The following is a 24,591-nucleotide window of genomic DNA, read 5'->3' as shown; positions in this document are numbered from 1 at the left end:
CGGCCGGTTCAATATGAACCCTGGTAATCGCATTTGGGTTATCAAACAATGTCCCCAATCGGGGGACTATGTAAGAACGGTTACACTCTCCCATCAATCGTAATGGGTATGAGGAGTAATCATTTCGTCTATAAAATAATTGGAGCTCTGGTCTCATGCAGAACCAAAGAATCCGTATCCGCCTGAAAGCGTTTGATCATCGTCTGATCGATCAATCAACCGCGGAAATCGTCGAGACTGCTAAGCGCACTGGTGCGCAAGTCCGTGGTCCGATCCCGCTGCCGACCCGCAAAGAGCGCTTTACCGTTCTGATCTCCCCGCACGTCAACAAAGACGCGCGTGACCAGTACGAAATTCGCACTCACAAGCGTCTGGTTGACATCGTTGAGCCAACTGAAAAAACCGTTGATGCTCTGATGCGTCTGGATCTGGCTGCCGGTGTAGACGTGCAGATCAGCCTGGGTTAATCAGGTCATCGAGCGATTGAGAGGTTGAAACAATGATTGGTTTAGTCGGTAAAAAAGTGGGCATGACCCGCATCTTCACTGAAGATGGCGTTTCTATCCCAGTAACCGTAATCGAAGTTGAAGCAAACCGTGTTACTCAGGTTAAAGACCTGGCTAACGATGGCTACCGCGCAATCCAGGTTACCACCGGTGCTAAAAAAGCTAACCGTGTAACCAAGCCGGAAGCGGGTCACTTCGCTAAAGCTGGCGTTGAAGCTGGCCGTGGTCTGTGGGAATTCCGTCTGGCTGACGGCGAAGAATTCACCGTAGGTCAGAACATTAGCGTTGAACTGTTTGCTGACGTTAAAAAAGTTGACGTAACCGGTACCTCTAAAGGTAAAGGTTTTGCTGGTACCGTTAAGCGCTGGAACTTCCGTACCCAGGACGCTACTCACGGTAACTCCTTGTCCCACCGCGTTCCGGGTTCTATCGGTCAGAACCAGACTCCGGGCAAAGTGTTCAAAGGCAAGAAAATGGCAGGTCAGCTGGGTAATGAGCGTGTAACCGTTCAGAGCCTGGACGTAGTACGTGTTGACGCTGAGCGCAACCTGCTGCTGGTTAAAGGTGCTGTCCCGGGTGCGACCGGTAGCGACCTGATCGTTAAACCAGCTGTGAAGGCGTGAGGAGATAGCAATGGAATTAGTATTGAAAGACGCGCAGAGCGCGCTGACTGTTTCCGAAACTACCTTCGGTCGTGATTTCAACGAAGCGCTGGTTCACCAGGTTGTTGTTGCTTATGCAGCCGGTGCGCGTCAGGGCACTCGTGCTCAGAAGACTCGTGCTGAAATCACTGGCTCCGGTAAAAAACCGTGGCGCCAGAAAGGTACCGGCCGTGCGCGTTCTGGTTCTATCAAGAGCCCGATCTGGCGTTCCGGTGGCGTGACCTTCGCTGCTCGTCCGCAGGACCACAGTCAAAAAGTTAACAAGAAGATGTACCGCGGCGCGCTGAAAAGCATTCTGTCCGAACTGGTACGTCAGGATCGTCTGATCGTTGTCGAGAAGTTCTCTGTTGAAGCGCCGAAAACTAAGCTGCTGGCACAGAAACTGAAAGACATGGCTCTGGAAGATGTGCTGATCATCACCGGTGAGCTGGACGAGAACCTGTTCCTGGCCGCACGTAACCTGCATAAGGTTGACGTACGTGATGCGAACGGTATCGACCCGGTTAGCCTGATCGCCTTCGACAAAGTCGTAATGACTGCTGATGCTGTTAAGCAAGTTGAGGAGATGCTGGCATGATTCGTGAAGAACGTCTGCTGAAGGTGCTGCGCGCACCGCACGTTTCTGAAAAAGCGTCTACTGCGATGGAAAAAACAAACACCATCGTTCTCAAAGTTGCTAAAGACGCGACCAAAGCAGAAATCAAAGCTGCTGTGCAGAAACTGTTTGAAGTCGAAGTCGAAGTCGTTAACACCCTGGTTGTTAAAGGGAAAGTTAAACGTCACGGACAGCGTATCGGTCGTCGTAGCGACTGGAAAAAAGCTTACGTCACCCTGAAAGAAGGCCAGAATCTGGACTTCGTTGGCGGCGCTGAGTAAGTCGGAGGAGTAATACAATGGCAGTTGTTAAATGTAAACCGACATCTCCGGGTCGTCGCCACGTCGTTAAAGTGGTTAACCCAGAGCTGCACAAGGGCAAACCTTTTGCTCCGTTGCTGGAAAAAAACAGCAAATCCGGTGGTCGTAACAACAATGGCCGTATCACCACCCGTCATATCGGTGGTGGCCACAAGCAGGCTTACCGTATTGTTGACTTCAAACGCAACAAAGATGGTATCCCGGCAGTTGTTGAACGTCTTGAGTACGATCCGAACCGCTCCGCGAACATCGCGCTGGTTCTGTACAAAGACGGCGAGCGCCGTTACATCCTGGCCCCGAAAGGCCTGAAAGCTGGCGACCAGATTCAGTCTGGCGTTGATGCTGCAATCAAAGCAGGCAACACCCTGCCGATGCGCAATATCCCGGTTGGTTCTACCGTTCATAACGTAGAAATGAAACCAGGTAAAGGCGGTCAGCTGGCTCGTTCCGCTGGTACTTACGTTCAGATCGTTGCTCGTGACGGTGCTTATGTCACCCTGCGTCTGCGTTCTGGTGAAATGCGTAAAGTCGAAGCAGACTGCCGCGCGACTCTGGGCGAAGTTGGCAATGCTGAGCATATGCTGCGCGTTCTGGGTAAAGCAGGTGCTGCACGCTGGCGTGGTGTTCGTCCTACCGTTCGCGGTACTGCGATGAACCCAGTAGACCACCCACATGGTGGTGGTGAAGGTCGTAACTTTGGTAAGCACCCGGTATCCCCGTGGGGCCTGCAGACCAAAGGTAAGAAGACCCGCAGCAACAAGCGTACTGATAAATTCATCGTACGTCGCCGTAGCAAATAATTTTAGAGGATAAGCCATGCCACGTTCTCTCAAGAAAGGTCCTTTTATTGACCTGCACTTGCTGAAGAAGGTAGAGAAAGCGGTGGAAAGCGGAGACAAGAAGCCCCTGCGCACTTGGTCCCGTCGTTCAACGATCTTTCCTAACATGATCGGTTTGACCATCGCTGTCCATAATGGTCGTCAGCACGTTCCAGTATTTGTTTCCGACGAAATGGTCGGTCACAAACTGGGTGAATTCGCACCGACTCGTACTTATCGCGGCCACGCTGCTGATAAAAAAGCGAAGAAGAAATAAGGTAGGAGGAAGAGATGGAAACTTTAGCTCAACATCGCCATGCTCGTTCTTCTGCTCAGAAGGTTCGCCTTGTAGCTGACCTGATTCGCGGTAAGAAAGTGTCGCAGGCCCTGGATATTCTGACCTACACCAACAAAAAAGCTGCTGTACTGGTCAAGAAGGTACTGGAATCTGCCATTGCTAACGCTGAACACAACGATGGCGCTGACATTGATGATCTGAAAGTTGCGAAAATTTTCGTAGACGAAGGCCCGAGCATGAAGCGCATTATGCCGCGTGCTAAAGGTCGTGCAGATCGCATCCTGAAGCGCACCAGCCACATCACTGTGGTTGTGTCCGATCGCTGAGACTCTGGAGACTAGCAATGGGTCAGAAAGTACATCCTAATGGTATTCGCCTGGGTATTGTCAAACCATGGAACTCTACCTGGTTCGCGAACACCAAAGAATTCGCTGACAACCTGGACAGCGATTTTAAAGTACGTCAGTTCCTGACTAAAGAACTGGCTAAAGCGTCTGTATCTCGCATCGTTATCGAGCGTCCGGCTAAGAGCATCCGTGTGACCATTCACACCGCTCGCCCGGGTATCGTTATCGGTAAGAAAGGCGAAGACGTAGAAAAACTGCGCAAGGTCGTAGCGGATATCGCTGGCGTACCTGCACAGATCAATATCGCCGAAGTTCGTAAACCTGAACTGGACGCAAAACTGGTTGCTGACAGCATCACTTCTCAGCTGGAACGTCGCGTTATGTTCCGTCGTGCGATGAAGCGTGCTGTACAGAACGCAATGCGTCTGGGCGCTAAAGGTATCAAAGTTGAAGTTAGCGGCCGTCTGGGCGGCGCGGAAATCGCACGTACCGAATGGTACCGTGAAGGTCGCGTACCGCTGCACACTCTGCGTGCTGACATCGACTACAACACCTCTGAAGCGCACACCACTTACGGTGTAATCGGCGTTAAGGTATGGATCTTCAAAGGTGAGATCCTGGGTGGTATGGCTGCTGTTGAACAACCGGAACCGGCTGCTCAACCTAAAAAGCAGCAGCGTAAAGGCCGTAAATAAGGAGCGTCGCTGATGTTACAACCAAAGCGTACAAAATTCCGTAAAGTGCACAAAGGCCGCAACCGTGGTCTGGCGCAGGGTACGGATGTTAGCTTCGGCACTTTCGGTCTGAAAGCTGTTGGCCGTGGTCGTCTGACTGCACGTCAGATCGAAGCAGCACGTCGTGCTATGACCCGTGCAGTTAAGCGTCAAGGTAAGATCTGGATCCGTGTATTCCCGGACAAACCGATCACCGAGAAGCCGCTGGAAGTTCGTATGGGTAAAGGTAAAGGTAACGTGGAGTACTGGGTTGCCTTGATTCAGCCGGGTAAAGTCCTGTATGAAATGGACGGTGTACCGGAAGAGCTGGCCCGTGAAGCATTCGGCCTGGCAGCAGCGAAACTGCCGATCAAAACCACCTTTGTAACTAAGACGGTGATGTAATGAAAGCAAAAGAGCTGCGTGAAAAAAGCGTTGAAGAGCTGAACGCTGAGCTGCTGAACCTGCTGCGTGAGCAGTTCAACCTGCGCATGCAGGCTGCAAGTGGCCAGCTGCAACAGACTCATCTGCTGAAGCAAGTGCGTCGTGATGTTGCACGCGTTAAGACTTTACTGACTCAGAAGGCGGGTGCGTAATGACCGATAAAATCCGTACTCTGCAAGGTCGCGTAGTTAGCGACAAAATGGAGAAATCCATTGTTGTTGCTATCGAACGTATGGTGAAACACCCGGTTTACGGTAAATTCATCAAACGTACGACCAAACTGCACGTACATGACGAGAACAACGAATGCGGTATCGGCGACAAGGTTGAAATCCGCGAATGCCGTCCGCTGTCCAAGACTAAGTCCTGGACGCTGGTTCGCGTTGTAGAGAAAGCGGTTCTGTAATAGAGTACGCATTCTCGATACGGATAAACGGCTCAGCGATGAGCCGTTTATTTTTTCTACCCATATCTGGTTTGTGGTGTTATAATGCCGCGCCCTCGATATGGGGCTTTTTAACGACCCTAATTTTCGGGTCTCAGTAGTAGTTGACATTAGCGGAGCACTAAAATGATCCAAGAACAGACTATGCTGAACGTCGCCGACAACTCCGGTGCACGTCGCGTAATGTGTATCAAGGTTCTGGGTGGCTCGCACCGTCGCTACGCAGGCGTAGGCGACATCATCAAGATCACCATCAAAGAAGCAATTCCGCGTGGTAAGGTCAAAAAAGGTGATGTGCTGAAGGCGGTAGTGGTGCGCACCAAGAAGGGTGTTCGTCGCCCGGACGGTTCTGTCATTCGCTTCGATGGTAATGCATGCGTTATTCTGAACAATAACAGCGAGCAGCCTATCGGTACGCGTATTTTTGGGCCGGTAACTCGTGAACTTCGTACCGAGAAGTTCATGAAAATTATCTCTCTGGCACCAGAAGTACTCTAAGGAGCGAATCATGGCAGCGAAAATCCGTCGTGATGACGAAGTTATCGTGTTAACCGGTAAAGATAAAGGTAAGCGCGGTAAAGTTAAGAATGTCCTGTCTTCCGGCAAGGTCATTGTTGAAGGTATCAACCTGGTTAAGAAACACCAGAAGCCGGTTCCGGCTCTGAACCAACCAGGCGGCATCGTTGAAAAAGAAGCTGCAATTCAGGTTTCTAACGTTGCAATCTTCAATGCGGCAACCGGCAAGGCTGACCGTGTAGGCTTTAGATTCGAAGACGGTAAAAAAGTCCGTTTCTTCAAGTCTAACAGCGAAACTATCAAGTAATTTGGAGTAGTACGATGGCGAAACTGCATGATTACTACAAAGACGAAGTAGTTAAGAAACTCATGACTGAGTTTAACTACAATTCTGTCATGCAAGTCCCTCGGGTCGAGAAGATCACCCTGAACATGGGTGTTGGTGAAGCGATCGCTGACAAGAAACTGCTGGATAACGCAGCAGCTGACCTGGCAGCAATCTCCGGTCAAAAACCGCTGATCACCAAAGCACGCAAATCAGTTGCAGGCTTCAAAATCCGTCAGGGCTATCCGATCGGCTGTAAAGTAACTCTGCGTGGCGAACGCATGTGGGAGTTCTTTGAGCGCCTGATCACTATTGCTGTACCGCGTATTCGTGACTTCCGCGGCCTGTCCGCTAAGTCTTTCGACGGTCGTGGCAACTACAGCATGGGTGTCCGTGAGCAGATCATCTTCCCAGAAATCGACTACGATAAAGTCGACCGCGTTCGTGGTTTGGATATTACCATTACCACTACTGCGAAATCTGACGAAGAAGGCCGTGCTCTGCTGGCTGCCTTTGACTTCCCGTTCCGCAAGTAAGGTAGGGTTACTTAATGGCTAAGCAATCAATGAAAGCACGCGAAGTAAAGCGCGTGGCTTTAGCTGATAAATTCTTCGCTAAACGCGCTGAACTGAAAGCTATCATCTCTGATGTGAACGCAACCGACGAAGATCGTTGGAATGCCGTTCTCAAGCTGCAGACTCTGCCGCGTGATTCCAGCCCGTCTCGTCAGCGTAACCGCTGCCGTCAAACAGGTCGTCCGCATGGTTTCCTGCGGAAGTTCGGGTTGAGCCGTATTAAGGTCCGTGAAGCCGCTATGCGCGGTGAAATCCCGGGTCTGAAAAAGGCTAGCTGGTAATTGTCACCAATTGAATCACGGGAGTAAAGACAGATGAGCATGCAAGATCCGATCGCGGATATGCTGACCCGTATCCGTAACGGTCAGGCCGCGAACAAAGCTGCGGTCACCATGCCTTCCTCCAAGCTGAAAGTGGCAATCGCCAACGTGCTGAAGGAAGAAGGTTTTATCGAAGATTTTAAAGTTGAAGGCGACACCAAGCCTGAACTGGAACTTACTCTCAAGTATTTCCAGGGCAAAGCTGTTGTAGAAAGCATTCAGCGTGTCAGCCGCCCAGGTCTGCGCATCTATAAGAAAAAAGATGAGCTGCCGAAAGTTATGGCCGGTCTGGGTATCGCAGTTGTTTCTACCTCTAAAGGTGTTATGACTGATCGTGCAGCGCGCCAGGCTGGTCTTGGTGGCGAAATTATCTGCTACGTAGCCTAATCGGAGGAAAAAATGTCTCGTGTTGCTAAAGCACCGGTCGTTGTTCCTGCCGGCGTTGATGTAAAAATCAACGGTCAGGTTATTACGATCAAAGGTAAAAACGGCGAGCTGACTCGTACTCTCAACGATGCTGTTGAAGTTAAACATGCAGATAATGCACTGACCTTCGGTCCGCGTGATGGTTACGCAGACGGTTGGGCTCAGGCTGGTACCGCGCGTGCCCTGCTGAACTCAATGGTTATCGGTGTTACCGAAGGCTTCACTAAGAAGCTGCAGCTGGTTGGTGTAGGTTATCGTGCAGCGGTCAAAGGGAATGTAGTAAACCTGGCTTTAGGTTTCTCTCACCCGGTTGATCATCAGCTGCCTGCGGGTATCACTGCAGAATGTCCGACTCAGACTGAAATCGTGCTGAAAGGCGCTGATAAGCAGGTGATCGGCCAGGTTGCAGCAGATCTGCGCGCCTACCGTCGTCCTGAGCCTTACAAAGGCAAGGGTGTTCGTTACGCCGACGAAGTCGTGCGTACCAAAGAGGCTAAGAAGAAGTAAGGTAACACTATGGATAAGAAATCTGCTCGTATCCGTCGTGCGACCCGCGCACGCCGCAAGCTCCAGGAGCTGGGCGCAACTCGCCTGGTGGTACATCGTACCCCGCGTCACATTTACGCACAGGTAATTGCACCGAATGGTTCTGAAGTTCTGGTAGCTGCTTCTACTGTAGAAAAAGCTATCGCTGAACAACTGAAGTACACCGGTAACAAAGACGCTGCAGCAGCTGTGGGTAAAGCTGTCGCTGAACGCGCTCTGGAAAAAGGCATCAAAGATGTTTCCTTTGACCGTTCCGGGTTCCAATATCATGGTCGTGTCCAGGCACTGGCAGATGCTGCCCGTGAAGCTGGCCTTCAGTTCTAAGGTAGAGGTGTAAGATGGCTCACATCGAAAAACAAGCTGGCGAACTGCAGGAAAAGCTGATCGCGGTAAACCGCGTATCTAAAACCGTTAAAGGTGGTCGTATTTTCTCCTTCACAGCTCTGACTGTAGTAGGCGATGGTAACGGTCGCGTTGGTTTTGGTTACGGTAAAGCGCGTGAAGTTCCAGCAGCGATCCAGAAAGCGATGGAAAAAGCCCGTCGCAATATGATTAACGTCGCGCTGAACCACGGCACCCTGCAGCACCCGGTTAAGGGTACTCACACGGGTTCTCGTGTATTCATGCAGCCGGCTTCCGAAGGTACCGGTATCATCGCCGGTGGTGCAATGCGCGCCGTTCTGGAAGTCGCTGGGGTTCGTAACGTTCTGGCTAAAGCGTATGGTTCCACTAACCCGATTAATGTGGTTCGTGCAACTATCGACGGTCTGGAAAACATGAAGTCCCCGGATATGGTCGCTGCCAAGCGTGGTAAATCCGTTGAAGAAATTCTGGGGAAATAAACCATGGCAAAGACTATTAAAATTACTCAAACCCGCAGTGCAATCGGTCGTCTGCCGAAACACAAGGCAACGCTGCTTGGCCTGGGTCTGCGTCGTATTGGTCACACCGTAGAGCGCGAGGATACTCCTGCTGTTCGTGGTATGGTCAACGCGGTTTCCTTCATGGTTAAAGTTGAGGAGTAAGAGATGCGTTTAAATACTCTGTCTCCGGCCGAAGGCTCCAAAAAGGCGGGTAAACGCCTGGGTCGTGGTATCGGTTCTGGCCTCGGTAAAACCGGTGGTCGTGGTCACAAAGGTCAGAAATCTCGTTCTGGCGGTGGCGTACGTCGCGGTTTCGAGGGTGGTCAGATGCCTCTGTACCGTCGTCTGCCGAAATTCGGCTTCACTTCTCGTAAAGCGATGATCACCGCAGAGATCCGTCTCTCCGATCTGGCTCACGTAGAAGGCGATGTAGTAGACCTGAACGCGCTGAAAGCGGCTAACATTATCGGTGTCCAGATCGAGTTCGCGAAAGTGATCCTGTCTGGTGAGGTAACTCGTCCGGTAACTGTTCGTGGCCTGCGTGTGACTAAAGGTGCTCGTGCTGCTATCGAAGCTGCTGGCGGTAAAATTGAGGAATAAGTAGCAGATGGCTAAACAACCGGGATTAGATTTTCAAAGTGCCAAAGGTGGCCTTGGCGAACTGAAACGCAGACTTCTGTTTGTGGTCGGTGCGCTGATAGTGTTCCGTATTGGCTCTTTTATTCCGATCCCTGGTATTGATGCCGCTGTACTTGCCAAACTGCTTGAGCAACAGCGAGGCACCATCATTGAAATGTTCAACATGTTCTCTGGTGGTGCTCTCAGCCGTGCTTCTATCTTTGCGCTGGGGATTATGCCGTACATTTCGGCATCGATCATCGTGCAGCTGCTGACGGTGGTTTATCAACCGCTAGCGGAACTGAAGAAAGAAGGGGAGTCTGGTCGTCGTAAGATCAGCCAGTACACCCGCTACGGTACTCTGGTGCTGGCGATATTTCAGTCGATCGGTATTGCTACCGGTCTGCCGAATATGCCTGGTATGCAAGGCCTGGTGATTAATCCAGGCTTTGCATTCTATTTCACCGCTGTTGTCAGTCTGGTCACAGGGACTATGTTCCTGATGTGGCTCGGCGAACAGATCACTGAACGTGGTATCGGTAACGGTATCTCGATCATTATCTTCGCCGGTATCGTTGCGGGACTCCCGCCGGCCATCGCCCATACTATCGAGCAAGCGCGTCAAGGCGACCTGCACTTCCTCCTGTTGCTGTTGGTTGCAGTATTAGTATTTGCAGTGACCTTCTTTGTTGTATTCGTTGAGCGTGGTCAACGCCGCATTGTGGTAAACTACGCGAAACGTCAACAGGGTCGTCGTGTCTATGCTGCACAGAGCACACATTTACCGCTGAAAGTGAATATGGCGGGGGTAATCCCGGCAATCTTCGCTTCCAGTATTATACTGTTCCCGGCAACCATCACGTCATGGTTCGGGGGTGGTACTGGTTGGAACTGGCTGACAACAATTTCGCTGTATTTGCAGCCTGGGCAACCGCTTTATGTGTTACTCTATGCGTCTGCAATCATCTTCTTCTGTTTCTTCTACACGGCGTTGGTTTTCAACCCGCGTGAAACAGCAGATAACCTGAAGAAGTCCGGTGCATTTGTACCAGGAATTCGTCCGGGAGAGCAAACGGCGAAGTATATCGATAAAGTGATGACTCGCCTGACTCTGGTTGGTGCGTTGTACATTACTTTTATCTGCCTGATCCCGGAGTTCATGCGTGACGCGATGAAAGTGCCGTTCTACTTCGGTGGGACCTCGCTGCTTATCGTTGTTGTCGTGATTATGGACTTTATGGCTCAAGTGCAAACTCTGATGATGTCCAGTCAGTATGAGTCTGCATTGAAGAAGGCGAACCTGAAAGGCTACGGCCGTTAAAACTGGTCGCCCGAGAAGTTACGGAGAGTAAAAATGAAAGTTCGTGCTTCCGTCAAGAAATTATGCCGTAACTGCAAAATCGTTAAGCGTGATGGTGTCATCCGTGTGATTTGCAGTGCCGAGCCGAAGCATAAACAGCGCCAAGGCTGATTTTTTCGCATATTTTTCTTGCAAAGTTGGATTGAGCTGGCTAGATTAGCCAGCCAATCTTTTGTATGTCTGTACGTTTCCATTTGAGTATCCTGAAAACGGGCTTTTCAGCATGGTGCGTACATATTAAATAGTAGGAGTGCATAGTGGCCCGTATAGCAGGCATTAACATTCCTGATCACAAACATACCGTTATCGCTTTAACCGCTATTTTCGGTATCGGCAAAACCCGTTCTAAAGCCATCTGCGCTGAAACGGGCATCGCTGAAAATGTTAAGATCAGTGAGCTGTCTGAAGAACAAATTGATATTCTGCGTGAAGCAGTAGGTAAATTTGTCGTTGAAGGTGATCTGCGCCGTGAAATCACCCTGAGCATCAAGCGTCTGATGGACCTTGGTTGCTACCGTGGTTTGCGTCATCGTCGTGGTCTCCCGGTTCGCGGTCAGCGTACCAAGACCAACGCACGTACCCGTAAGGGTCCGCGTAAACCGATCAAGAAATAATCGGGGTGATTGAATAATGGCAAAGGCACCAATTCGTGCACGTAAGCGTGTAAGAAAACAAGTCTCTGACGGCGTGGCTCATATCCATGCTTCTTTTAACAACACCATCGTTACCATCACTGATCGTCAGGGTAACGCACTGGGTTGGGCAACAGCCGGTGGTTCCGGTTTCCGTGGTTCTCGCAAATCCACTCCGTTCGCAGCTCAGGTTGCAGCAGAGCGTTGCGCAGAAGCCGTAAAAGAATACGGCATCAAGAATCTGGAAGTTATGGTCAAAGGTCCGGGTCCGGGTCGCGAATCTACCATTCGTGCACTGAACGCCGCTGGTTTCCGCATCACTAATATTACTGATGTGACTCCGATCCCTCATAACGGTTGTCGTCCGCCGAAAAAACGTCGCGTATAACGCTGCGTTTTCCAGGTTAGTTGGAGAAAGAAAATGGCAAGATATTTGGGTCCTAAGCTCAAGCTGAGCCGTCGTGAGGGCACCGACTTATTCCTTAAGTCTGGCGTTCGCGCGATCGATACCAAGTGTAAAATTGAACAAGCTCCTGGCCAGCACGGTGCGCGTAAGCCGCGTCTGTCTGACTATGGTGTGCAGTTGCGTGAAAAGCAAAAAGTTCGCCGTATGTACGGTGTGCTGGAGCGTCAGTTCCGTAACTACTATAAAGAAGCAGCACGTCTGAAAGGCAACACCGGTGAAAACCTGTTGGCTCTGCTGGAAGGTCGTCTGGACAACGTTGTATACCGTATGGGCTTTGGCGCCACTCGTGCTGAAGCACGCCAGCTGGTTAGCCACAAAGCGATTATGGTAAACGGTCGTGTTGTTAACATCGCTTCTTATCAGGTTAAAGCGAATGACGTTGTCAGCATTCGTGAGAAAGCGAAAAAGCAATCTCGCGTGAAAGCCGCTCTGGAGCTGGCTGAGCAGCGTGAAAAGCCAACCTGGCTGGAAGTTGATGCTGGCAAGATGGAAGGTACGTTCAAGCGTCAGCCGGAGCGTTCTGATCTGTCTGCGGACATTAACGAACACCTGATCGTCGAGCTTTACTCCAAGTAAAGCTTAGTACCAAAGAGAGGACACAATGCAGGGTTCTGTGACAGAGTTTCTAAAACCGCGCCTGGTCGATATCGAGCAAGTGAGTTCGACGCACGCCAAGGTGACCCTTGAGCCTTTAGAGCGTGGCTTCGGCCATACTCTGGGTAACGCACTGCGCCGTATTCTGCTCTCATCGATGCCGGGTTGCGCGGTGACCGAGGTTGAGATTGATGGTGTACTGCACGAGTACAGCACCAAAGAAGGCGTTCAGGAAGACATCCTTGAAATCCTGCTCAACCTGAAAGGGCTGGCGGTGAGAGTTCAGGGTAAAGATGAAGTCATCCTTACTTTGAATAAATCTGGCATTGGCCCTGTGACCGCAGCCGACATTACCCACGACGGTGATGTCGAAATCGTCAAGCCGCAGCACGTGATTTGCCACCTGACTGATGAGAACGCTGCTATTAGCATGCGTATCAAAGTTCAGCGCGGTCGCGGTTATGTGCCGGCTTCTGCCCGAATTCATTCGGAAGAAGATGAGCGCCCAATCGGCCGTCTGCTGGTCGACGCCTGCTACAGCCCTGTAGAGCGTATTGCCTACAATGTTGAAGCTGCGCGTGTAGAACAGCGTACCGACCTGGACAAGCTGGTCATCGAAATGGAAACCAACGGCACAATCGATCCTGAAGAGGCGATTCGTCGTGCGGCAACCATCCTGGCTGAACAACTGGAAGCTTTTGTTGACCTACGTGATGTACGTCAGCCAGAAGTGAAAGAAGAGAAACCAGAATTCGATCCGATCCTGCTGCGCCCTGTTGACGATCTGGAATTGACTGTCCGCTCTGCTAACTGCCTCAAGGCAGAAGCTATCCACTATATCGGTGATCTGGTACAGCGTACCGAGGTTGAGTTGCTGAAAACGCCGAACCTGGGTAAAAAATCTCTTACTGAGATTAAAGACGTGCTGGCTTCCCGTGGACTGTCTCTGGGCATGCGCCTGGAAAACTGGCCACCAGCAAGCATTGCTGACGAGTAACCGGATCACAGGTTAAGGTTTTACTGAGAAGGATAAGGTCATGCGCCATCGTAAGAGTGGTCGTCAACTGAACCGCAACAGCAGCCATCGCCAGGCTATGTTCCGTAACATGGCAGGTTCGCTGGTTCGTCATGAAATCATCAAGACGACCCTGCCGAAAGCGAAAGAACTGCGTCGCGTAGTTGAGCCGCTGATTACTCTTGCCAAGACTGATAGCGTTGCTAATCGTCGTCTGGCATTCGCCCGCACTCGTGATAACGAGATCGTGGCAAAACTGTTTAACGAGCTGGGCCCGCGTTTCGCGAGCCGCGCCGGTGGTTACACTCGCATTCTGAAGTGTGGCTTCCGTGCAGGCGACAACGCGCCGATGGCATACATCGAGCTGGTTGATCGTGCTGAGCCGAAAGCAGAAGCTGCTGCAGAGTAATCTGTAGTAACGTAAAAAAACCCGCCCTGGCGGGTTTTTTTATATCTACCCCATCCCCATTTCACTACACTATCTGTACTCTTTTTGTTCATCCCCTGGAGCCGTAGAATGTGGTTGCTGGATCAGTGGGCGGAACGTCATATCCTCGATGCCCAAACCAAAGGTGAGTTCGATAATTTACCCGGCAGCGGAGAACCGCTGACTCTCGATGACGATTCACATGTGCCGGCGGAGTTGCGGGCAGGCTATCGCCTTCTGAAAAATGCAGGATGTCTTCCTCCGGAACTGGAGCAACGCAAAGAAGCGTTGGCTCTGGCAGACTTACTGAACGGCGTCCGTCAGGACGATCCGCGTCATGCCGAACTTAGCAAACGCCTTGCCCTGCTCGAGCTGAAGTTACGTCAGGCAGGTCTGAACACCGACTTTTTACGCGGTGAGTACGCCGATGCGTTGCTGCAAAAAATAAATCAGGAGTAAATATGTATCGTATTGGTGAACTGGCAAAACTGGCCGACGTGACGCCTGATACCATCCGCTACTATGAAAAGCAGCAGATGATGGATCATGACATACGCACCGAGGGAGGATTTCGTCTGTACTCGGATAACGATCTTCAACGGCTGCGCTTTATTCGTTATGCCCGACAACTGGGTTTCACCCTGGAAGCGATCCGCGAATTATTGTCGATCCGCATCGATCCGGAGCATCATACCTGTCAGGAGTCGAAAGGGATCGTTCAGGCGCGATTAAGTGAAGTCGAGGCGCGGATTAAAGAGCTACAGACGATGCGCCGCTCTCTGCAGCGGCTCAACGATGCCTGTTGCGGCACTACCCACAGCAGCGTTTACTGTTCTATCCTTGAGGCCCTTGAACAAGGGGCCAGCAACGGCAATGGCGGACGTTGATTTTTTAAACGCGCGGATCTACACTCGCGCCGAGTTTATACATATACCGGAGTAACTATGAGTCGCTATCAGCATACTAAAGGACAAATTAAAGATAACGCCATTGAGGCACTTCTCCACGATCCGTTATTCAGGCAGCGCGTAGAGAAAAACAAGAAAGGGAAAGGAAGCTATCAACGTAAAGATAAACATGCAGGAAGGGTTGATCGGGAGGCCAGTGGCAAGCAAGCGAATCGCTTTTTTACCACTGGCCTTCTGCTTTCTCTGCTGATTAAGAACGGTTGTTTTGTTCTTTCAGCAGATCGCGAATTTCGCTCAGCAGAACTTCTTCTTTAGAGGGAGCTGGCGGTGCCGCCGGAGCCTCTTCTTTCTTACGATTTAACTTATTCATCAATTTAATCGCCATGAAGATGGCAAACGCGACGATGATGAAATCGAAAACGTTCTGAATGAATACCCCATAATGCATCACCACAGCCGGGACATCGCCCTGGGCATCACGTAGCGTGACGGCAAACTGTTTAAAATCGATCCCGCCAATCAACAGGCCGAGTGGCGGCATAATAATATCCGCGACCAGTGATGAAACAATTTTACCGAATGCTGCACCGATGATCACACCCACTGCCAAATCGACAACGTTCCCGCGCATCGCGAATTCGCGAAACTCTTTTAAAAAACTCATTTTATTCTCCTTGTGCCAGCTGACGTTGTAAGTTTAACAAATGTATTTTCATTTGCCATTCCCAGCAGATAGTTACTGCAAAATATTAACCTTTGAATAATAAGGGATAATAAAAAGGCGCCTGTTCGGCGCCCTGGGAATTACAGGAAGAAAGGACTTGGCTGGAACAGCCTTTCGACATCGGAAATAAACTTCTTATCGGTCAAAAACATGATCACATGGTCGCCCTGCTCGATCCGTAGATTATTATTGGCGATCATCACGTCATTGCCCCGCACGACGGCGCCGATGATCGTGCCCGGTGGAAGCTTGATCTCGTCGATCGAACGCCCGACTACCCGGGAGGTGCTCTCATCGCCGTGCGCGACTGCCTCAATCGCTTCTGCAACGCCGCGGCGCAAGGAGGAGACGCCGACAATATCGGCTTTACGGACATGACTGAGGAGTGCGGAAATTGTGGCCTGCTGAGGCGAAATCGCAATATCGATGACGCTACCCTGGACCAGATCCACGTAGGCTCTGCGCTGGATTAGCACCATCACTTTTTTCGCGCCCATTCGCTTGGCCAACATAGCCGACATAATATTGGCTTCGTCGTCGTTAGTGACGGCAATAAACAGGTCCACCTGGTCAATATGCTCTTCAGCCAACAGCTCCTGGTCCGATGCATCCCCGTAGAAGACGATAGTATGCTGCAGCTTTTCCGCTAGCTCAGCGGCTCGCTGCTGATTACGTTCGATAAGCTTAACGCTGTAATCTTTTTCCAGCTTATGGGCCAGACCCGCGCCAATATTGCCCCCGCCGACCAGCATAATACGCTTATACGGCTTTTCCAGTCGCTGCAGTTCACTCATGACCGCGCGAATATGCTGCGAGGCGGCAATAAAGAAGACTTCATCTCCGGCCTCGACAATCGTCGAGCCCTGCGGGCGGATGGGGCGATCGTGGCGGAAAATGGCGGCCACGCGCGTATCGATATGCGGCATATGCTCCCGCATAGTGGATAAGGCATTCCCCACCAGCGGGCCACCATAATAGGCTTTTACTACCGCGAGACTGACTTTTCCTTCGGCGAAGTTCACGACCTGCAGCGCGCCGGGATATTCGATCAGACGGTGGATGTTGTCGATGACCAGTTGTTCCGGAGCGATTAAGTGATCGATGGGTACCGCTTCAGAGTTGAAGAGCTTTTCCGCATCACGAACGTAATCAGGCGCACGAATACGCGCTATGCGGTTTGGCGTATTGAACAATGAGTAAGCGACCTGGCAGGCCACCATGTTGGTTTCGTCCGAACTAGTGACCGCTACCAGCATATCGGCATCATCGGCTCCCGCCTCGCGCAGTACGCGAGGGTGAGAGCCATGCCCCTGGACGACACGCAGATCGAACTTATCCTGCAGGCTGCGCAGACGGTCGCCATTGGTATCAACCAGCGTAATATCATTGTTCTCGCCGACGAGGTTTTCCGCCAGCGTGCCGCCGACCTGGCCGGCGCCCAGAATAATAATCTTCATCTGCAGTGACCCATTAGTTCCGACGTTTGATTAGCTTAGCGTAAAAGAAGCCATCACCTTCTTCCACGCCCGGCAGATTTTGCTGCCCGGGGCTCGCCGGCGTGCCGGTGGCGTGAAGTTCTGCATCCGGAGTTCGCGCGAGGAAAGCGGCAATTTGCTGACTGTTCTCTTCCGGCAGAATAGAACAGGTTGCGTAAACCAGCGTGCCGCCTGGCTTCAGGTGCGTCCAGGTGGCATTGAGGATCTCGGCCTGCAGTTGGGCTAACTCGGCGATATCCCGATCCCGGCGCAGCCATTTGATATCCGGATGGCGGCGAATAACGCCGGTTGCGGAGCAGGGAGCATCCAGCAGAATACGATCGAACTGCTCATTGCCACACCACTGCTCAGGGAAGCGGCCATCGCCCTGTTTTACATCCGCTTTTACACCCAGACGCTTCAGGTTGTCATAGACGCGGGACAGACGCTGTTCATCAATATCCACCGCCATAACCTGAGCCTGGGGAGCGACTTCCAGAATATGCGTCGTCTTCCCGCCCGGCGCCGCGCAGAGATCGAGAATGCGTTCGCCATTTTCCGGTTGCAGGTAGCGCATACAGCCCTGAGCCGAGGCGTCCTGGACGGTCACCCAGCCTTCGGCAAAGCCTGGTAACGCGTGGACCGGAGCAGGGGTGGCCAGGCGTACGGCGTCCGGATAATCAGGGTGGGTAAAGCCCTCTAAACCGGTCTCGTTAAGCAGGGCAAGCCACTCATCCCGGGAATGATGGTTGCGGTTAACGCGCAGCCACATCGGCGGGCGCTGGTTGTTCGCCTCGACGATCTCCTGCCACTGCTGCGGCCAGGCCTGCTGCAGGCGTTTCAGCAGCCATTTGGGATGAAGATAGCGGTTTTCATGCTCAGCAAATTCGGCTAACAACGCTTCCTGCTGGCGCTGGAACTGGCGTAGCACGCCGTTGATTAGCCCTTTAAGCTGCGGGCGTTTAATGGCCACCGCGCCTTCTACCGTTTCCGCCAGCGCGGCGTGTGGTGGAATGCGGGTGTAGAGTAACTGATAGAGACCAACCATGATCAGAAAGTGCACGGTGCGCTGTTTGCCGGTCATCGGACGCGCCATTAGCTTGCTGATAAGCCACTCCAGCTGGCTTAGAGTACGTAGTACACCAAAGCACAACTCCTGCAGTAGCGCTTTATCTTTATCGCTGACTTTCTGCTGTAGAGGGGGCAGTACGTTGCTTAAAGACTGCCCTTTTTCAACAACTTGCTCGATAGCCTGGGCGGCCAGGCTGCGTAAATTTATATTCTTTTTCATAAGCGCAAAAATAAAAATGCCCGGCGAACCCGGGCTTCAGAAGAGACGACCGTCAGGCGAGACGGGTGCCAGGGATAAACCACTCCCGGCGGGAATTGAGTAAGTCCTGGGCGCTCATCGCTTTTTTACCCGCAGGCTGTAGCGACTCCAGGCTGAGGATCCCATCCCCCGTGGCGATCTGAATACCCTGTTTGGTTGCTGCCACGATAGTACCCGGTTCGGCGTGAGCGGCTTCGGCGATGACCGATGCCCGCCACACTTTTACCGGTTGTCCGTCAATTTCCAGCCAGCTCATTGGCCACGGATTAAACGCGCGGATGCAGCGTTCCAACTGCGCAGCGGAAAGCGACCAATCGATACGAGCCTCTTCTTTACTCAGCTTTTCGGCATGGCACACCAGCGATTCATCTTGTACTTCAGGCCGTGCGGTGCCGTTGGCCAGCTGGGCTAACGTTGCCAGCAGCCCCTGAGGGCCGAGCTCGGCCAGCTTATCGTACAGGCTGCCGCTGGTATCCTCTGCGGTAATGGGGCAGGAAAGCTTATACAGCATATCCCCCGTATCAAGGCCGACGTCCATCTGCATGATGGTTACGCCAGTTTCGCTATCCCCCGCCCACAGTGAACGCTGAATAGGCGCTGCGCCACGCCAGCGCGGTAGCAGCGAGCCGTGAACGTTGATACAGCCCAGACGGGGCATCTCCAGCACCGCTTTAGGCAGAATCAGACCGTACGCCACTACCACCATAATATCGGCGCCGAGATCGGCGACTAACCGCTGGTTATCCTGCGGACGCAGGGAGGATGGCTGGAACACAGGTAAGTTATGGGCTTCTGCCAGCACTTTTACCGGGCTTGGCATCAATTTTTTGCCGCGACCAGCAGGGCGATCAGGCTGAGTGAATACGCCAACAACCTGATGTTCAGACGACAGCAGCGCATCAAGATGACGCGCTGCAAAATCAGGGGTGCCGGCGAAAATGATACGTAGTGATTGTGACACGGTATTCCTTGTTATCAGGCACGGGAACGTAAACGATCCAGTTTCTCTACCTTCTGACGAATGCGCTGTTGTTTGAGTGGTGACAGATAGTCAATAAACAGTTTGCCGACCAGGTGATCCATCTCATGCTGGATACAGATAGCCAGCAGGCCATCGGCCTCCAGTTCAAACGGCTTACCATCGCGATCCAGTGCCCGGATCTTCACTTTTTCCGCACGCGGCACCAGGGCGCGCTGTTCAGGAATAGACAAGCAGCCTTCTTCAATACCGGTTTCGCCATCTTTCTCCAGCATTTCCGGGTTAATTAATACCAGCTGCTCTTCACGATTTTCCGACACATCAATAACGATAATGCGCTGATGGATATCGACCTGGGTTGCGGCCAGACCGATGCCTTCCTCGGCGTACATGGTGTCGAACATATCATCGACGATACGCTGAATTTCCGCATTCACTTCTTTGACCGGCTCGGCGACTTTGCGAAGGCGCTCGTCCGGAATATGTAACACTTGCAAAACTGCCATAAAGTTCCAGAGTCGTATTCAGGAGTTGATAAGATTATTAGCTCTATTCTAGACAAAACCCCCTGCAATTGACAGTCTCACTGTCCAATCGCAAAGATTGTCAATACCGCTTATGGCAGGGGGTAAGGATGACGCCCGACGAGATTTGGCTGCGGCTGATGAAGGTCAGTAGCTTGTATGGCGACAGGATGGTAGAGGTCGCTCAGCGCTTATGCGCAGCCGCCAGCGTTGATCGTGAAGCGCTGCATGCCGTCGGGATGACCGCGGCGCAGGCAAAGTTATTTTTCCGGCTTGACGAGCATGAGCTTGACGAGACGCGGCGCTGGCTGGAACAACCGGATCATCATCTGTTACGGGGTGACGATCCGCGCTATCCATTGCGGTTAAAGGCTATCGCTGATTACCCCGGCGCGTTGCTGGTCAGCGGCGGCCTCGCCCTGCTTCACAGCGCGCAGCTTGCCGTTATTGGCAGTCGCTCGCACTCCTGGTATGGCGCCCGCTGGGGGAAACTGTTCAGCGAAACGCTGGCGCATAAAGGGATTACCATCACCAGTGGGCTGGCGTTAGGCATTGACGGGGTCGCGCACCGCGGCGCGCTGGCGGCGGAGGGTAAAACTATCGCGGTACTGGGCAATGGGCTGAGTCAGGTTTATCCGCGGCGCCATGCAACTCTCGCCCGGCAGATCATCGACAATGGCGGTACGCTGGTATCTGAATTTCCACTCATTACGCCGCCGCTTCCCGCACATTTCCCCAGGCGCAACCGGATTATCAGCGGCTTAAGCCTGGGCGTGCTGGTGATTGAGGCGGCGTTGCGAAGCGGATCGCTGGTCACCGTCCGCTGCGCCCTGGAGCAGGGAAGGGATGTGTTCGCCCTGCCTGGCCCGATAGGCAATCCGGGATCGGAAGGCCCGCACTGGTTAATTAAGCAAGGCGCGGTGCCAGTGACCTCGCCAGAGGATATTGTGGAATACTGGCATAACGAGCTGGCCTGGCTGACTGATACGTCTGATTCGATAAATATTTGCGTCGATCAGCCGTCTGTAGCATTGCCATTTCCGGAGCTCCTGGCTAACGTAGGAGATGAGGTAACACCTGTTGACGTTGTCGCTGAACGTGCCGGCCAATCTGTGCCAGTAACCGTAGCTCAGCTACTTGAACTGGAGTTAGCAGGCTGGATCGCAGCTGTACCCGGCGGCTATGTCCGATTAAGGAGGGCAAGCCATGTTCGACGTACTCATGTATTTGTTTGAAACTTACATCCATAGCGAAGCAGAAATGCGCGTGGATCAGGACAAACTGACGCGGGATCTTACCGATGCGGGTTTTGAGCGGGAAGACATCTATAACGCGTTAATGTGGCTCGAGAAACTGGCTGATTATCAGGAAGGTCTCGTTGAACCCATGCAGCTCGCTTCCGACCCGCTCTCTCTTCGGGTATATACCGAAGAGGAGTGCCAGCGTCTGGATGCCAGTTGCCGGGGGTTTTTACTCTTCCTCGAGCAGATTCAGGTGTTGAACCTCGAAACGCGAGAAATGGTGATAGAGCGCGTACTGGCGCTGGATACGGCGGAATTTGAGCTGGAAGACCTGAAATGGGTCATCCTGATGGTACTGTTCAATATTCCGGGCTGTGAAAACGCCTATCAGCAAATGGAAGAATTACTCTTCGAAGTAAATGAAGGTATGCTGCATTAATCTTTTTGCAGCAACATCGAGTTGTTATGACCAAATCAGCACTGTTTTCGGTGCGTAAAAATGAGCCCTGCCCGCAGTGCGGGGCCGAACTGGTGATCCGTTCCGGGAAACATGGCCCGTTTCTCGGCTGTTCGCATTATCCGGACTGTGACTATATTCGTCCCCTGAAAAGCCAGGCGGACGGGCATATCGTTAAGGTGCTGGAGGGGCAAGAGTGCCCATCGTGCGGTGCGGTTATGGTGTTACGCCAGGGGCGTTTTGGGATGTTCATTGGCTGTAGCCGCTATCCGGAATGTGAACATACCGAGCTGATTGATAAACCCGATGAGACGGCTATCGCTTGCCCGCAGTGCGGACAAGGCCATCTGGTCCAGCGTCGTTCCCGTTTCGGTAAAACCTTTCACTCCTGCGATCGCTATCCTGATTGCCAGTTCGTTATCAATTTTAAACCGGTGGCGGGCGAATGCCCTGAATGCCATTACCCGCTGTTAATAGAAAAGAAGACGGCGCAGGGGCTCAGACGCTTCTGTGCCAGTAAACAATGTGGAAAGCCGATCCCGGCGGAATAAATCAGTGAACAATAACCTGCCCTCAGAAGCCGTCGCCCATGCCGTGGCGGTCCTGAAAAATGAACATGTCATCGCCTATCCCACCGAAGCTGTGTTTGGCGTCGGCTGCGACCCTGACAGCGAAACGGCCGTTATGCGCCTGCTGGAGCTGAAGCAGCGTCCTGTTGAGAAAGGATTGATCCTTATCGCCGCCAGCTTTGAGCAACTGAAGCCCTATATTGATGATTCACGGTTAAGTGACTCACAGCGGGAAGCCATCTTCTCTTGCTGGCCGGGACCGGTGACGTTTGTATTCCCGGCGCGTCCTGAAACGCCGCGCTGGCTGACTGGACGTTTTGATTCACTGGCCGTACGCGTGACTAACCATCCGCTGGTAATCGAATTGTGCGAAGCCTACGGAAAACCACTGGTTTCGACCAGCGCCAATCTCACCGGGCAACCACCGTGCCGTACTACCGCAGAGGTCCATGCTCAGTTTGGCGACAGCTTCCCGGTGGTGGATGGCGCCACGGGCGGCCGGCAAAACCCATCTGAAATCCGTGATGCCCTGACGGGTGAACTGTTCCGCCAGGGGTGAACCATGGAAACCTATGCCGTTTTTGGTAATCCGATCGCGCACAGCAAGTCGCCTGCTATTCATCAGCTGTTTGCCCGCCAGTTAGGAATTACTCATCCTTATGGACGTGTACTGGCGCCGCTGGACGATTTTGTCTCTTCTCTGAATCAGTTCTTTGCAGAAGGAGGAAAGGGGGCCAACGTCACCGTTCCTTTTAAAGAGGAAGCCTTTGCGCGTGCCGACGAACTGACAGAACGCGCAGCGCTGGCGGGAGCAGTAAACACCCTGAAACGCCTGGAAGATGGCCGTTTACTGGGGGACAACACCGACGGTATTGGTCTTCTGAGCGATCTGGAACGCCTGGGATTCATTAAGCCACGCCAACGGATCCTGCTGGTTGGTGCTGGTGGGGCATCTCGCGGGGTTCTTTTGCCGCTTCTGTCGCTGGGATGCGCCGTCACGATCGTGAATCGCACCTATTCTCGTGCCCGTGAGTTAGCCACTCTCTTCGCCCATACCGGGAGCGTTAGCGCAAGGGAGATGGATACCTTATCCGGGGAAACATTCGATCTGATCGTCAATGCGACGTCCAGTGGAATAGACGGTGATGTACCAGCTATCCCGGCATCTATTGTCAACGCTGACGTATATTGCTATGACATGTTTTACCAGAAAGGGCCGACACCGTTTCTTCACTGGTGCCAGCAATATGGCGCAGTCCACTGTGCCGATGGGCTGGGAATGCTGGTGGCGCAAGCCGCCCATGCTGTTCTGCTATGGCACGGCGTTCTGCCGGCTATCGCTCCGGTCATTGAAACGCTGCAGCAGGAACTGAATGCATGAATCAGGCGATTCAGTTTCCTGACCGGGAATCATGGGATGCCGAACGGCAGGGCGTGGTTTTTCCCGTGCTGGTGAATGGGATGCAATTAACCTGCGCAATTTCAGGGCAAATCTTGCAGCAGCGTTTCGGCGCAGAGGGGCCAGCGCAGTGGCTGGCCGCCTTCCAGGAACATCGTTGGGATCTAGAGGAAGAGGCAGAAGCATTGATCCGCGATGGTCAGGAAGATGCTCAGGGCTGGATCTGGTTATCCTGATCCAGGTACTCATTTTTCCATTTCACATAGTTATTTGCTGAATACTTGAGTCCTTCCCGTTCCGCCTCTGTCAGGGGGCGGATCTGTTTGACCGGATTGCCAAAGTAAAGGTAGCCGCTTTCCAGCTGTTTGTTCTGCGGAACCAGACTGCCCGCACCAATCATGACGTCATCGCCAACGACGACACCATCTAATAAGATCGAACCCATACCAACCAGTACGCGGTTGCCGATAGTGCAGCCGTGCAGCATCACTTTATGACCAACAGTTACATCCTCACCAATGATCAGCGGATTTCCCTCCGGCTTATAAGAGGACTTATGGGTCACATGGAGAACGCTACCGTCCTGAATATTGCTGCGTTGACCTATCGATACATAGTTGACGTCGCCGCGAATGGCCACCAGAGGCCAGACGCTGACGTCATCGGCAATTCTGACATCGCCGATGACAACGCTGGATGCGTCAATCATGACGCGAAGACCGATTTGTGGGAAAAATGCTTTGTAGGGGCGCAGCTGAGCAGACATATAGACCTCANNNNTACGGGAACGTAAGAAGACTTTGGTGGCTTTTATCTCCCTGTGCAACCCCTGAAAACGGTGAAAATTGAGCAAATCGTGCAATTACACGGCGAAAAGGGTGAAAAATCACCATTCAGAAAAAAAGATCGAAAAAAGGCTTGTGCAAAAAAATGGGATCCCTATAATGCGCACCCACTGACACGGCAGATGTGAATCACTTCACACAAACAGCCGGTTCGGTTGCAGAGAAAAATCCTGAAAAACGGGTTGACTCTGAAAGAGGAAAGCGTAATATACGCCACCTCGCGACAGAGCGCTAAAGCGCGTCGCAACTGCTCTTTAACAATTTATCAGACAATCTGTGTGGGCACTCAAAGTGACATGGATTCTTAAC

Annotated in this window: 43 protein-coding genes; 37 read left to right on the top strand and 6 right to left on the bottom strand. The window is 52.4% G+C overall.

All coding sequences use genetic code 11. The features are described 5' to 3' along the window. Positions 1 to 155 precede the first annotated feature (155 nt). From rpsJ to VZP09_RS18480, 31 genes are all read left to right on the top strand, one after another. A complete protein-coding gene (gene rpsJ, locus VZP09_RS18630) occupies positions 156 to 467 on the top strand; it encodes a 30S ribosomal protein S10 (protein ID WP_001181005.1) in 312 nt (103 codons plus the stop codon). A gap of 32 nt (positions 468 to 499) precedes the next feature. After that, positions 500 to 1,129, top strand: coding sequence for a 50S ribosomal protein L3 (gene rplC / locus VZP09_RS18625; protein ID WP_002919796.1), 630 nt, complete (start codon positions 500 to 502; stop codon positions 1,127 to 1,129). A gap of 10 nt (positions 1,130 to 1,139) precedes the next feature. Continuing rightward, positions 1,140 to 1,745, top strand: coding sequence for a 50S ribosomal protein L4 (gene rplD, locus VZP09_RS18620; protein WP_002919794.1), 606 nt, complete (start codon positions 1,140 to 1,142; stop codon positions 1,743 to 1,745). Beyond that, positions 1,742 to 2,044 (top strand): 50S ribosomal protein L23, encoded by a 303-nt coding sequence (rplW, locus tag VZP09_RS18615; RefSeq protein WP_000617546.1) that lies wholly within the window; start codon positions 1,742 to 1,744, stop codon positions 2,042 to 2,044. The genes rplD and rplW overlap by 4 nt, the downstream gene beginning before the upstream one ends. 17 nt (positions 2,045 to 2,061) lie before the next feature. Beyond that, positions 2,062 to 2,883: a 50S ribosomal protein L2 gene (gene rplB, locus VZP09_RS18610; protein WP_002919786.1), complete on the top strand. Its 822-nt coding sequence runs from the start codon at positions 2,062 to 2,064 to the stop codon at positions 2,881 to 2,883. Positions 2,884 to 2,899: 16 nt separating this feature from the next. Then, positions 2,900 to 3,178 carry a 30S ribosomal protein S19 gene (rpsS, locus tag VZP09_RS18605; protein ID WP_001138115.1) on the top strand — a complete coding sequence of 93 codons (279 nt, stop codon included), beginning with the start codon at positions 2,900 to 2,902 and terminating at the stop codon, positions 3,176 to 3,178. A 14-nt stretch (positions 3,179 to 3,192) separates the two neighbouring features. Beyond that, the gene (gene rplV / locus VZP09_RS18600; protein ID WP_002919773.1) at positions 3,193 to 3,525 is read left to right on the top strand and encodes a 50S ribosomal protein L22; all 333 of its coding nucleotides are present in this window, start codon (positions 3,193 to 3,195) and stop codon (positions 3,523 to 3,525) included. Positions 3,526 to 3,542: 17 nt separating this feature from the next. Then, positions 3,543 to 4,241, top strand: coding sequence for a 30S ribosomal protein S3 (gene rpsC, locus VZP09_RS18595; protein ID WP_002919766.1), 699 nt, complete (start codon positions 3,543 to 3,545; stop codon positions 4,239 to 4,241). Between the two features lie 12 nt (positions 4,242 to 4,253). Continuing rightward, positions 4,254 to 4,664 carry a 50S ribosomal protein L16 gene (gene rplP / locus VZP09_RS18590; RefSeq protein WP_002919759.1) on the top strand — a complete coding sequence of 137 codons (411 nt, stop codon included), beginning with the start codon at positions 4,254 to 4,256 and terminating at the stop codon, positions 4,662 to 4,664. Beyond that, positions 4,664 to 4,855: a 50S ribosomal protein L29 gene (gene rpmC, locus VZP09_RS18585; protein ID WP_002919754.1), complete on the top strand. Its 192-nt coding sequence runs from the start codon at positions 4,664 to 4,666 to the stop codon at positions 4,853 to 4,855. Before rplP ends, rpmC begins: the two co-directional genes overlap by 1 nt. Further along, positions 4,855 to 5,109: a 30S ribosomal protein S17 gene (gene rpsQ, locus VZP09_RS18580; RefSeq protein ID WP_002919751.1), complete on the top strand. Its 255-nt coding sequence runs from the start codon at positions 4,855 to 4,857 to the stop codon at positions 5,107 to 5,109. The genes rpmC and rpsQ overlap by 1 nt, the downstream gene beginning before the upstream one ends. Positions 5,110 to 5,274: 165 nt before the next feature. Beyond that, on the top strand, positions 5,275 to 5,646 hold the full coding sequence (gene rplN, locus VZP09_RS18575) for a 50S ribosomal protein L14 (protein ID WP_002919748.1): 372 nt from the start codon (positions 5,275 to 5,277) through the stop codon (positions 5,644 to 5,646). Positions 5,647 to 5,656: 10 nt separating this feature from the next. Continuing rightward, positions 5,657 to 5,971: a 50S ribosomal protein L24 gene (gene rplX / locus VZP09_RS18570; RefSeq protein WP_000729185.1), complete on the top strand. Its 315-nt coding sequence runs from the start codon at positions 5,657 to 5,659 to the stop codon at positions 5,969 to 5,971. A 14-nt stretch (positions 5,972 to 5,985) separates the two neighbouring features. Continuing rightward, positions 5,986 to 6,525: a 50S ribosomal protein L5 gene (gene rplE, locus VZP09_RS18565; protein WP_001096200.1), complete on the top strand. Its 540-nt coding sequence runs from the start codon at positions 5,986 to 5,988 to the stop codon at positions 6,523 to 6,525. A gap of 14 nt (positions 6,526 to 6,539) precedes the next feature. Next, positions 6,540 to 6,845 (top strand): 30S ribosomal protein S14, encoded by a 306-nt coding sequence (rpsN, locus tag VZP09_RS18560; RefSeq protein WP_002919667.1) that lies wholly within the window; start codon positions 6,540 to 6,542, stop codon positions 6,843 to 6,845. 33 nt (positions 6,846 to 6,878) lie between these two features. Further along, a complete protein-coding gene (gene rpsH / locus VZP09_RS18555) occupies positions 6,879 to 7,271 on the top strand; it encodes a 30S ribosomal protein S8 (RefSeq protein ID WP_002919665.1) in 393 nt (130 codons plus the stop codon). A gap of 12 nt (positions 7,272 to 7,283) precedes the next feature. Next, complete coding sequence (gene rplF / locus VZP09_RS18550) at positions 7,284 to 7,817, top strand: 50S ribosomal protein L6 (RefSeq protein ID WP_002919662.1); 534 nt, start codon at positions 7,284 to 7,286, stop codon at positions 7,815 to 7,817. 9 nt (positions 7,818 to 7,826) lie between these two features. Further along, positions 7,827 to 8,180 carry a 50S ribosomal protein L18 gene (gene rplR / locus VZP09_RS18545; RefSeq protein WP_000358960.1) on the top strand — a complete coding sequence of 118 codons (354 nt, stop codon included), beginning with the start codon at positions 7,827 to 7,829 and terminating at the stop codon, positions 8,178 to 8,180. 14 nt (positions 8,181 to 8,194) lie between these two features. Further along, on the top strand, positions 8,195 to 8,698 hold the full coding sequence (gene rpsE / locus VZP09_RS18540) for a 30S ribosomal protein S5 (protein ID WP_002919545.1): 504 nt from the start codon (positions 8,195 to 8,197) through the stop codon (positions 8,696 to 8,698). Between the two features lie 3 nt (positions 8,699 to 8,701). Next, entirely contained in the window at positions 8,702 to 8,881 is a 180-nt protein-coding gene (gene rpmD / locus VZP09_RS18535) for a 50S ribosomal protein L30 (RefSeq protein ID WP_001140434.1), read from the top strand. 3 nt (positions 8,882 to 8,884) lie between these two features. Beyond that, the gene (gene rplO / locus VZP09_RS18530) at positions 8,885 to 9,319 is read left to right on the top strand and encodes a 50S ribosomal protein L15 (protein WP_002919516.1); all 435 of its coding nucleotides are present in this window, start codon (positions 8,885 to 8,887) and stop codon (positions 9,317 to 9,319) included. A 7-nt stretch (positions 9,320 to 9,326) separates the two neighbouring features. Then, a complete protein-coding gene (gene secY, locus VZP09_RS18525) occupies positions 9,327 to 10,658 on the top strand; it encodes a preprotein translocase subunit SecY (protein ID WP_002919515.1) in 1,332 nt (443 codons plus the stop codon). A gap of 33 nt (positions 10,659 to 10,691) precedes the next feature. After that, positions 10,692 to 10,808 (top strand): 50S ribosomal protein L36, encoded by a 117-nt coding sequence (rpmJ, locus tag VZP09_RS18520; RefSeq protein ID WP_000868187.1) that lies wholly within the window; start codon positions 10,692 to 10,694, stop codon positions 10,806 to 10,808. A 146-nt stretch (positions 10,809 to 10,954) separates the two neighbouring features. Continuing rightward, positions 10,955 to 11,311, top strand: a complete 357-nt coding sequence (rpsM, locus tag VZP09_RS18515) for a 30S ribosomal protein S13 (RefSeq protein WP_002919259.1) — start codon at positions 10,955 to 10,957, stop codon at positions 11,309 to 11,311. 16 nt (positions 11,312 to 11,327) lie between these two features. Further along, positions 11,328 to 11,717 carry a 30S ribosomal protein S11 gene (gene rpsK / locus VZP09_RS18510; protein WP_002919257.1) on the top strand — a complete coding sequence of 130 codons (390 nt, stop codon included), beginning with the start codon at positions 11,328 to 11,330 and terminating at the stop codon, positions 11,715 to 11,717. A gap of 33 nt (positions 11,718 to 11,750) precedes the next feature. Next, a complete protein-coding gene (gene rpsD, locus VZP09_RS18505) occupies positions 11,751 to 12,371 on the top strand; it encodes a 30S ribosomal protein S4 (protein WP_002919224.1) in 621 nt (206 codons plus the stop codon). A gap of 25 nt (positions 12,372 to 12,396) precedes the next feature. Continuing rightward, positions 12,397 to 13,386 carry a DNA-directed RNA polymerase subunit alpha gene (locus VZP09_RS18500; protein WP_002919219.1) on the top strand — a complete coding sequence of 330 codons (990 nt, stop codon included), beginning with the start codon at positions 12,397 to 12,399 and terminating at the stop codon, positions 13,384 to 13,386. Positions 13,387 to 13,426: 40 nt separating this feature from the next. Next, positions 13,427 to 13,813 carry a 50S ribosomal protein L17 gene (rplQ, locus tag VZP09_RS18495; RefSeq protein WP_002919206.1) on the top strand — a complete coding sequence of 129 codons (387 nt, stop codon included), beginning with the start codon at positions 13,427 to 13,429 and terminating at the stop codon, positions 13,811 to 13,813. Positions 13,814 to 13,921: 108 nt separating this feature from the next. After that, positions 13,922 to 14,290, top strand: coding sequence for a DUF1992 domain-containing protein (locus tag VZP09_RS18490; RefSeq protein WP_002919204.1), 369 nt, complete (start codon positions 13,922 to 13,924; stop codon positions 14,288 to 14,290). 2 nt (positions 14,291 to 14,292) lie between these two features. After that, positions 14,293 to 14,718 (top strand): Zn(2+)-responsive transcriptional regulator, encoded by a 426-nt coding sequence (gene zntR / locus VZP09_RS18485; protein ID WP_328795332.1) that lies wholly within the window; start codon positions 14,293 to 14,295, stop codon positions 14,716 to 14,718. Positions 14,719 to 14,775: 57 nt separating this feature from the next. Beyond that, on the top strand, positions 14,776 to 15,054 hold the full coding sequence (locus VZP09_RS18480) for an alternative ribosome-rescue factor A (protein ID WP_004188380.1): 279 nt from the start codon (positions 14,776 to 14,778) through the stop codon (positions 15,052 to 15,054). Here VZP09_RS18480 and mscL read toward each other — a convergent pair. The 5 genes from mscL to def all read right to left on the bottom strand — a co-directional run bounded on the left by mscL (position 14,990) and on the right by def (position 19,753). Beyond that, on the bottom strand, positions 14,990 to 15,403 hold the full coding sequence (mscL, locus tag VZP09_RS18475) for a large-conductance mechanosensitive channel protein MscL (RefSeq protein ID WP_004145325.1): 414 nt from the start codon (positions 15,401 to 15,403) through the stop codon (positions 14,990 to 14,992). The genes VZP09_RS18480 and mscL overlap by 65 nt on opposite strands. A gap of 140 nt (positions 15,404 to 15,543) precedes the next feature. Continuing rightward, complete coding sequence (gene trkA / locus VZP09_RS18470; RefSeq protein WP_002919153.1) at positions 15,544 to 16,920, bottom strand: Trk system potassium transporter TrkA; 1,377 nt, start codon at positions 16,918 to 16,920, stop codon at positions 15,544 to 15,546. 13 nt (positions 16,921 to 16,933) lie between these two features. After that, positions 16,934 to 18,229, bottom strand: a complete 1,296-nt coding sequence (rsmB, locus tag VZP09_RS18465) for a 16S rRNA (cytosine(967)-C(5))-methyltransferase RsmB (RefSeq protein ID WP_004174079.1) — start codon at positions 18,227 to 18,229, stop codon at positions 16,934 to 16,936. Positions 18,230 to 18,281: 52 nt separating this feature from the next. Then, positions 18,282 to 19,229, bottom strand: coding sequence for a methionyl-tRNA formyltransferase (gene fmt, locus VZP09_RS18460; RefSeq protein ID WP_032415753.1), 948 nt, complete (start codon positions 19,227 to 19,229; stop codon positions 18,282 to 18,284). A 14-nt stretch (positions 19,230 to 19,243) separates the two neighbouring features. Beyond that, complete coding sequence (gene def, locus VZP09_RS18455) at positions 19,244 to 19,753, bottom strand: peptide deformylase (RefSeq protein WP_004174081.1); 510 nt, start codon at positions 19,751 to 19,753, stop codon at positions 19,244 to 19,246. A 128-nt stretch (positions 19,754 to 19,881) separates the two neighbouring features. Here def and dprA point away from each other — a divergent pair, with 128 nt between their 5' ends. Genes dprA through VZP09_RS18425 form a run of 6 tightly spaced genes read left to right on the top strand, consistent with a single transcriptional unit; the run spans position 19,882 to position 23,673 of the window. Continuing rightward, positions 19,882 to 21,006 (top strand): DNA-protecting protein DprA, encoded by a 1,125-nt coding sequence (dprA, locus tag VZP09_RS18450; RefSeq protein ID WP_004185889.1) that lies wholly within the window; start codon positions 19,882 to 19,884, stop codon positions 21,004 to 21,006. Then, complete coding sequence (smg, locus tag VZP09_RS18445) at positions 20,978 to 21,451, top strand: DUF494 family protein Smg (RefSeq protein ID WP_002919137.1); 474 nt, start codon at positions 20,978 to 20,980, stop codon at positions 21,449 to 21,451. Before dprA ends, smg begins: the two co-directional genes overlap by 29 nt. Positions 21,452 to 21,477: 26 nt before the next feature. Further along, positions 21,478 to 22,020: a DNA topoisomerase family protein gene (locus tag VZP09_RS18440; RefSeq protein WP_004145330.1), complete on the top strand. Its 543-nt coding sequence runs from the start codon at positions 21,478 to 21,480 to the stop codon at positions 22,018 to 22,020. 4 nt (positions 22,021 to 22,024) lie between these two features. After that, positions 22,025 to 22,597, top strand: a complete 573-nt coding sequence (gene tsaC / locus VZP09_RS18435; RefSeq protein WP_002919132.1) for an L-threonylcarbamoyladenylate synthase type 1 TsaC — start codon at positions 22,025 to 22,027, stop codon at positions 22,595 to 22,597. Between the two features lie 3 nt (positions 22,598 to 22,600). After that, a complete protein-coding gene (gene aroE / locus VZP09_RS18430) occupies positions 22,601 to 23,419 on the top strand; it encodes a shikimate dehydrogenase (RefSeq protein WP_002919126.1) in 819 nt (272 codons plus the stop codon). Beyond that, on the top strand, positions 23,416 to 23,673 hold the full coding sequence (locus tag VZP09_RS18425; protein WP_064153730.1) for a DUF1488 domain-containing protein: 258 nt from the start codon (positions 23,416 to 23,418) through the stop codon (positions 23,671 to 23,673). Before aroE ends, VZP09_RS18425 begins: the two co-directional genes overlap by 4 nt. On the opposite strand, the gene VZP09_RS18420 is transcribed toward VZP09_RS18425, so the two are convergent. Further along, positions 23,649 to 24,203, bottom strand: a complete 555-nt coding sequence (locus tag VZP09_RS18420; protein ID WP_002919123.1) for a gamma carbonic anhydrase family protein — start codon at positions 24,201 to 24,203, stop codon at positions 23,649 to 23,651. The two genes, VZP09_RS18425 and VZP09_RS18420, sit on opposite strands and share 25 nt — an antisense overlap. Between the last annotated feature and the right edge of the window lie 388 nt (positions 24,204 to 24,591).

The organism is Klebsiella sp. EMBS2024, from assembly GCF_036233805.1.
GTDB lineage: Bacteria > Pseudomonadota > Gammaproteobacteria > Enterobacterales > Enterobacteriaceae > Klebsiella > Klebsiella pneumoniae.
The sequence above is the reverse complement of the archived record's forward strand: the minus strand, read 5'-3'. Positions and strand labels throughout refer to the sequence as shown.

Coding starts and splice junctions, on each gene's coding strand:
- rpsJ (WP_001181005.1), top strand. CDS start 156: ATGCAGAACCAAAGAATCCGTATCCGCCTGAAAGCGTTTGATCATCGT.
- rplC (WP_002919796.1), top strand. CDS start 500: ATGATTGGTTTAGTCGGTAAAAAAGTGGGCATGACCCGCATCTTCACT.
- rplD (WP_002919794.1), top strand. CDS start 1,140: ATGGAATTAGTATTGAAAGACGCGCAGAGCGCGCTGACTGTTTCCGAA.
- rplW (WP_000617546.1), top strand. CDS start 1,742: ATGATTCGTGAAGAACGTCTGCTGAAGGTGCTGCGCGCACCGCACGTT.
- rplB (WP_002919786.1), top strand. CDS start 2,062: ATGGCAGTTGTTAAATGTAAACCGACATCTCCGGGTCGTCGCCACGTC.
- rpsS (WP_001138115.1), top strand. CDS start 2,900: ATGCCACGTTCTCTCAAGAAAGGTCCTTTTATTGACCTGCACTTGCTG.
- rplV (WP_002919773.1), top strand. CDS start 3,193: ATGGAAACTTTAGCTCAACATCGCCATGCTCGTTCTTCTGCTCAGAAG.
- rpsC (WP_002919766.1), top strand. CDS start 3,543: ATGGGTCAGAAAGTACATCCTAATGGTATTCGCCTGGGTATTGTCAAA.
- rplP (WP_002919759.1), top strand. CDS start 4,254: ATGTTACAACCAAAGCGTACAAAATTCCGTAAAGTGCACAAAGGCCGC.
- rpmC (WP_002919754.1), top strand. CDS start 4,664: ATGAAAGCAAAAGAGCTGCGTGAAAAAAGCGTTGAAGAGCTGAACGCT.
- rpsQ (WP_002919751.1), top strand. CDS start 4,855: ATGACCGATAAAATCCGTACTCTGCAAGGTCGCGTAGTTAGCGACAAA.
- rplN (WP_002919748.1), top strand. CDS start 5,275: ATGATCCAAGAACAGACTATGCTGAACGTCGCCGACAACTCCGGTGCA.
- rplX (WP_000729185.1), top strand. CDS start 5,657: ATGGCAGCGAAAATCCGTCGTGATGACGAAGTTATCGTGTTAACCGGT.
- rplE (WP_001096200.1), top strand. CDS start 5,986: ATGGCGAAACTGCATGATTACTACAAAGACGAAGTAGTTAAGAAACTC.
- rpsN (WP_002919667.1), top strand. CDS start 6,540: ATGGCTAAGCAATCAATGAAAGCACGCGAAGTAAAGCGCGTGGCTTTA.
- rpsH (WP_002919665.1), top strand. CDS start 6,879: ATGAGCATGCAAGATCCGATCGCGGATATGCTGACCCGTATCCGTAAC.
- rplF (WP_002919662.1), top strand. CDS start 7,284: ATGTCTCGTGTTGCTAAAGCACCGGTCGTTGTTCCTGCCGGCGTTGAT.
- rplR (WP_000358960.1), top strand. CDS start 7,827: ATGGATAAGAAATCTGCTCGTATCCGTCGTGCGACCCGCGCACGCCGC.
- rpsE (WP_002919545.1), top strand. CDS start 8,195: ATGGCTCACATCGAAAAACAAGCTGGCGAACTGCAGGAAAAGCTGATC.
- rpmD (WP_001140434.1), top strand. CDS start 8,702: ATGGCAAAGACTATTAAAATTACTCAAACCCGCAGTGCAATCGGTCGT.
- rplO (WP_002919516.1), top strand. CDS start 8,885: ATGCGTTTAAATACTCTGTCTCCGGCCGAAGGCTCCAAAAAGGCGGGT.
- secY (WP_002919515.1), top strand. CDS start 9,327: ATGGCTAAACAACCGGGATTAGATTTTCAAAGTGCCAAAGGTGGCCTT.
- rpmJ (WP_000868187.1), top strand. CDS start 10,692: ATGAAAGTTCGTGCTTCCGTCAAGAAATTATGCCGTAACTGCAAAATC.
- rpsK (WP_002919257.1), top strand. CDS start 11,328: ATGGCAAAGGCACCAATTCGTGCACGTAAGCGTGTAAGAAAACAAGTC.
- rpsD (WP_002919224.1), top strand. CDS start 11,751: ATGGCAAGATATTTGGGTCCTAAGCTCAAGCTGAGCCGTCGTGAGGGC.
- VZP09_RS18500 (WP_002919219.1), top strand. CDS start 12,397: ATGCAGGGTTCTGTGACAGAGTTTCTAAAACCGCGCCTGGTCGATATC.
- rplQ (WP_002919206.1), top strand. CDS start 13,427: ATGCGCCATCGTAAGAGTGGTCGTCAACTGAACCGCAACAGCAGCCAT.
- VZP09_RS18490 (WP_002919204.1), top strand. CDS start 13,922: ATGTGGTTGCTGGATCAGTGGGCGGAACGTCATATCCTCGATGCCCAA.
- zntR (WP_328795332.1), top strand. CDS start 14,293: ATGTATCGTATTGGTGAACTGGCAAAACTGGCCGACGTGACGCCTGAT.
- VZP09_RS18480 (WP_004188380.1), top strand. CDS start 14,776: ATGAGTCGCTATCAGCATACTAAAGGACAAATTAAAGATAACGCCATT.
- mscL (WP_004145325.1), bottom strand. CDS start 15,403: ATGAGTTTTTTAAAAGAGTTTCGCGAATTCGCGATGCGCGGGAACGTT.
- trkA (WP_002919153.1), bottom strand. CDS start 16,920: ATGAAGATTATTATTCTGGGCGCCGGCCAGGTCGGCGGCACGCTGGCG.
- rsmB (WP_004174079.1), bottom strand. CDS start 18,229: ATGAAAAAGAATATAAATTTACGCAGCCTGGCCGCCCAGGCTATCGAG.
- def (WP_004174081.1), bottom strand. CDS start 19,753: ATGGCAGTTTTGCAAGTGTTACATATTCCGGACGAGCGCCTTCGCAAA.
- dprA (WP_004185889.1), top strand. CDS start 19,882: ATGACGCCCGACGAGATTTGGCTGCGGCTGATGAAGGTCAGTAGCTTG.
- smg (WP_002919137.1), top strand. CDS start 20,978: ATGTTCGACGTACTCATGTATTTGTTTGAAACTTACATCCATAGCGAA.
- VZP09_RS18440 (WP_004145330.1), top strand. CDS start 21,478: ATGACCAAATCAGCACTGTTTTCGGTGCGTAAAAATGAGCCCTGCCCG.
- aroE (WP_002919126.1), top strand. CDS start 22,601: ATGGAAACCTATGCCGTTTTTGGTAATCCGATCGCGCACAGCAAGTCG.
- VZP09_RS18425 (WP_064153730.1), top strand. CDS start 23,416: ATGAATCAGGCGATTCAGTTTCCTGACCGGGAATCATGGGATGCCGAA.
- VZP09_RS18420 (WP_002919123.1), bottom strand. CDS start 24,203: ATGTCTGCTCAGCTGCGCCCCTACAAAGCATTTTTCCCACAAATCGGT.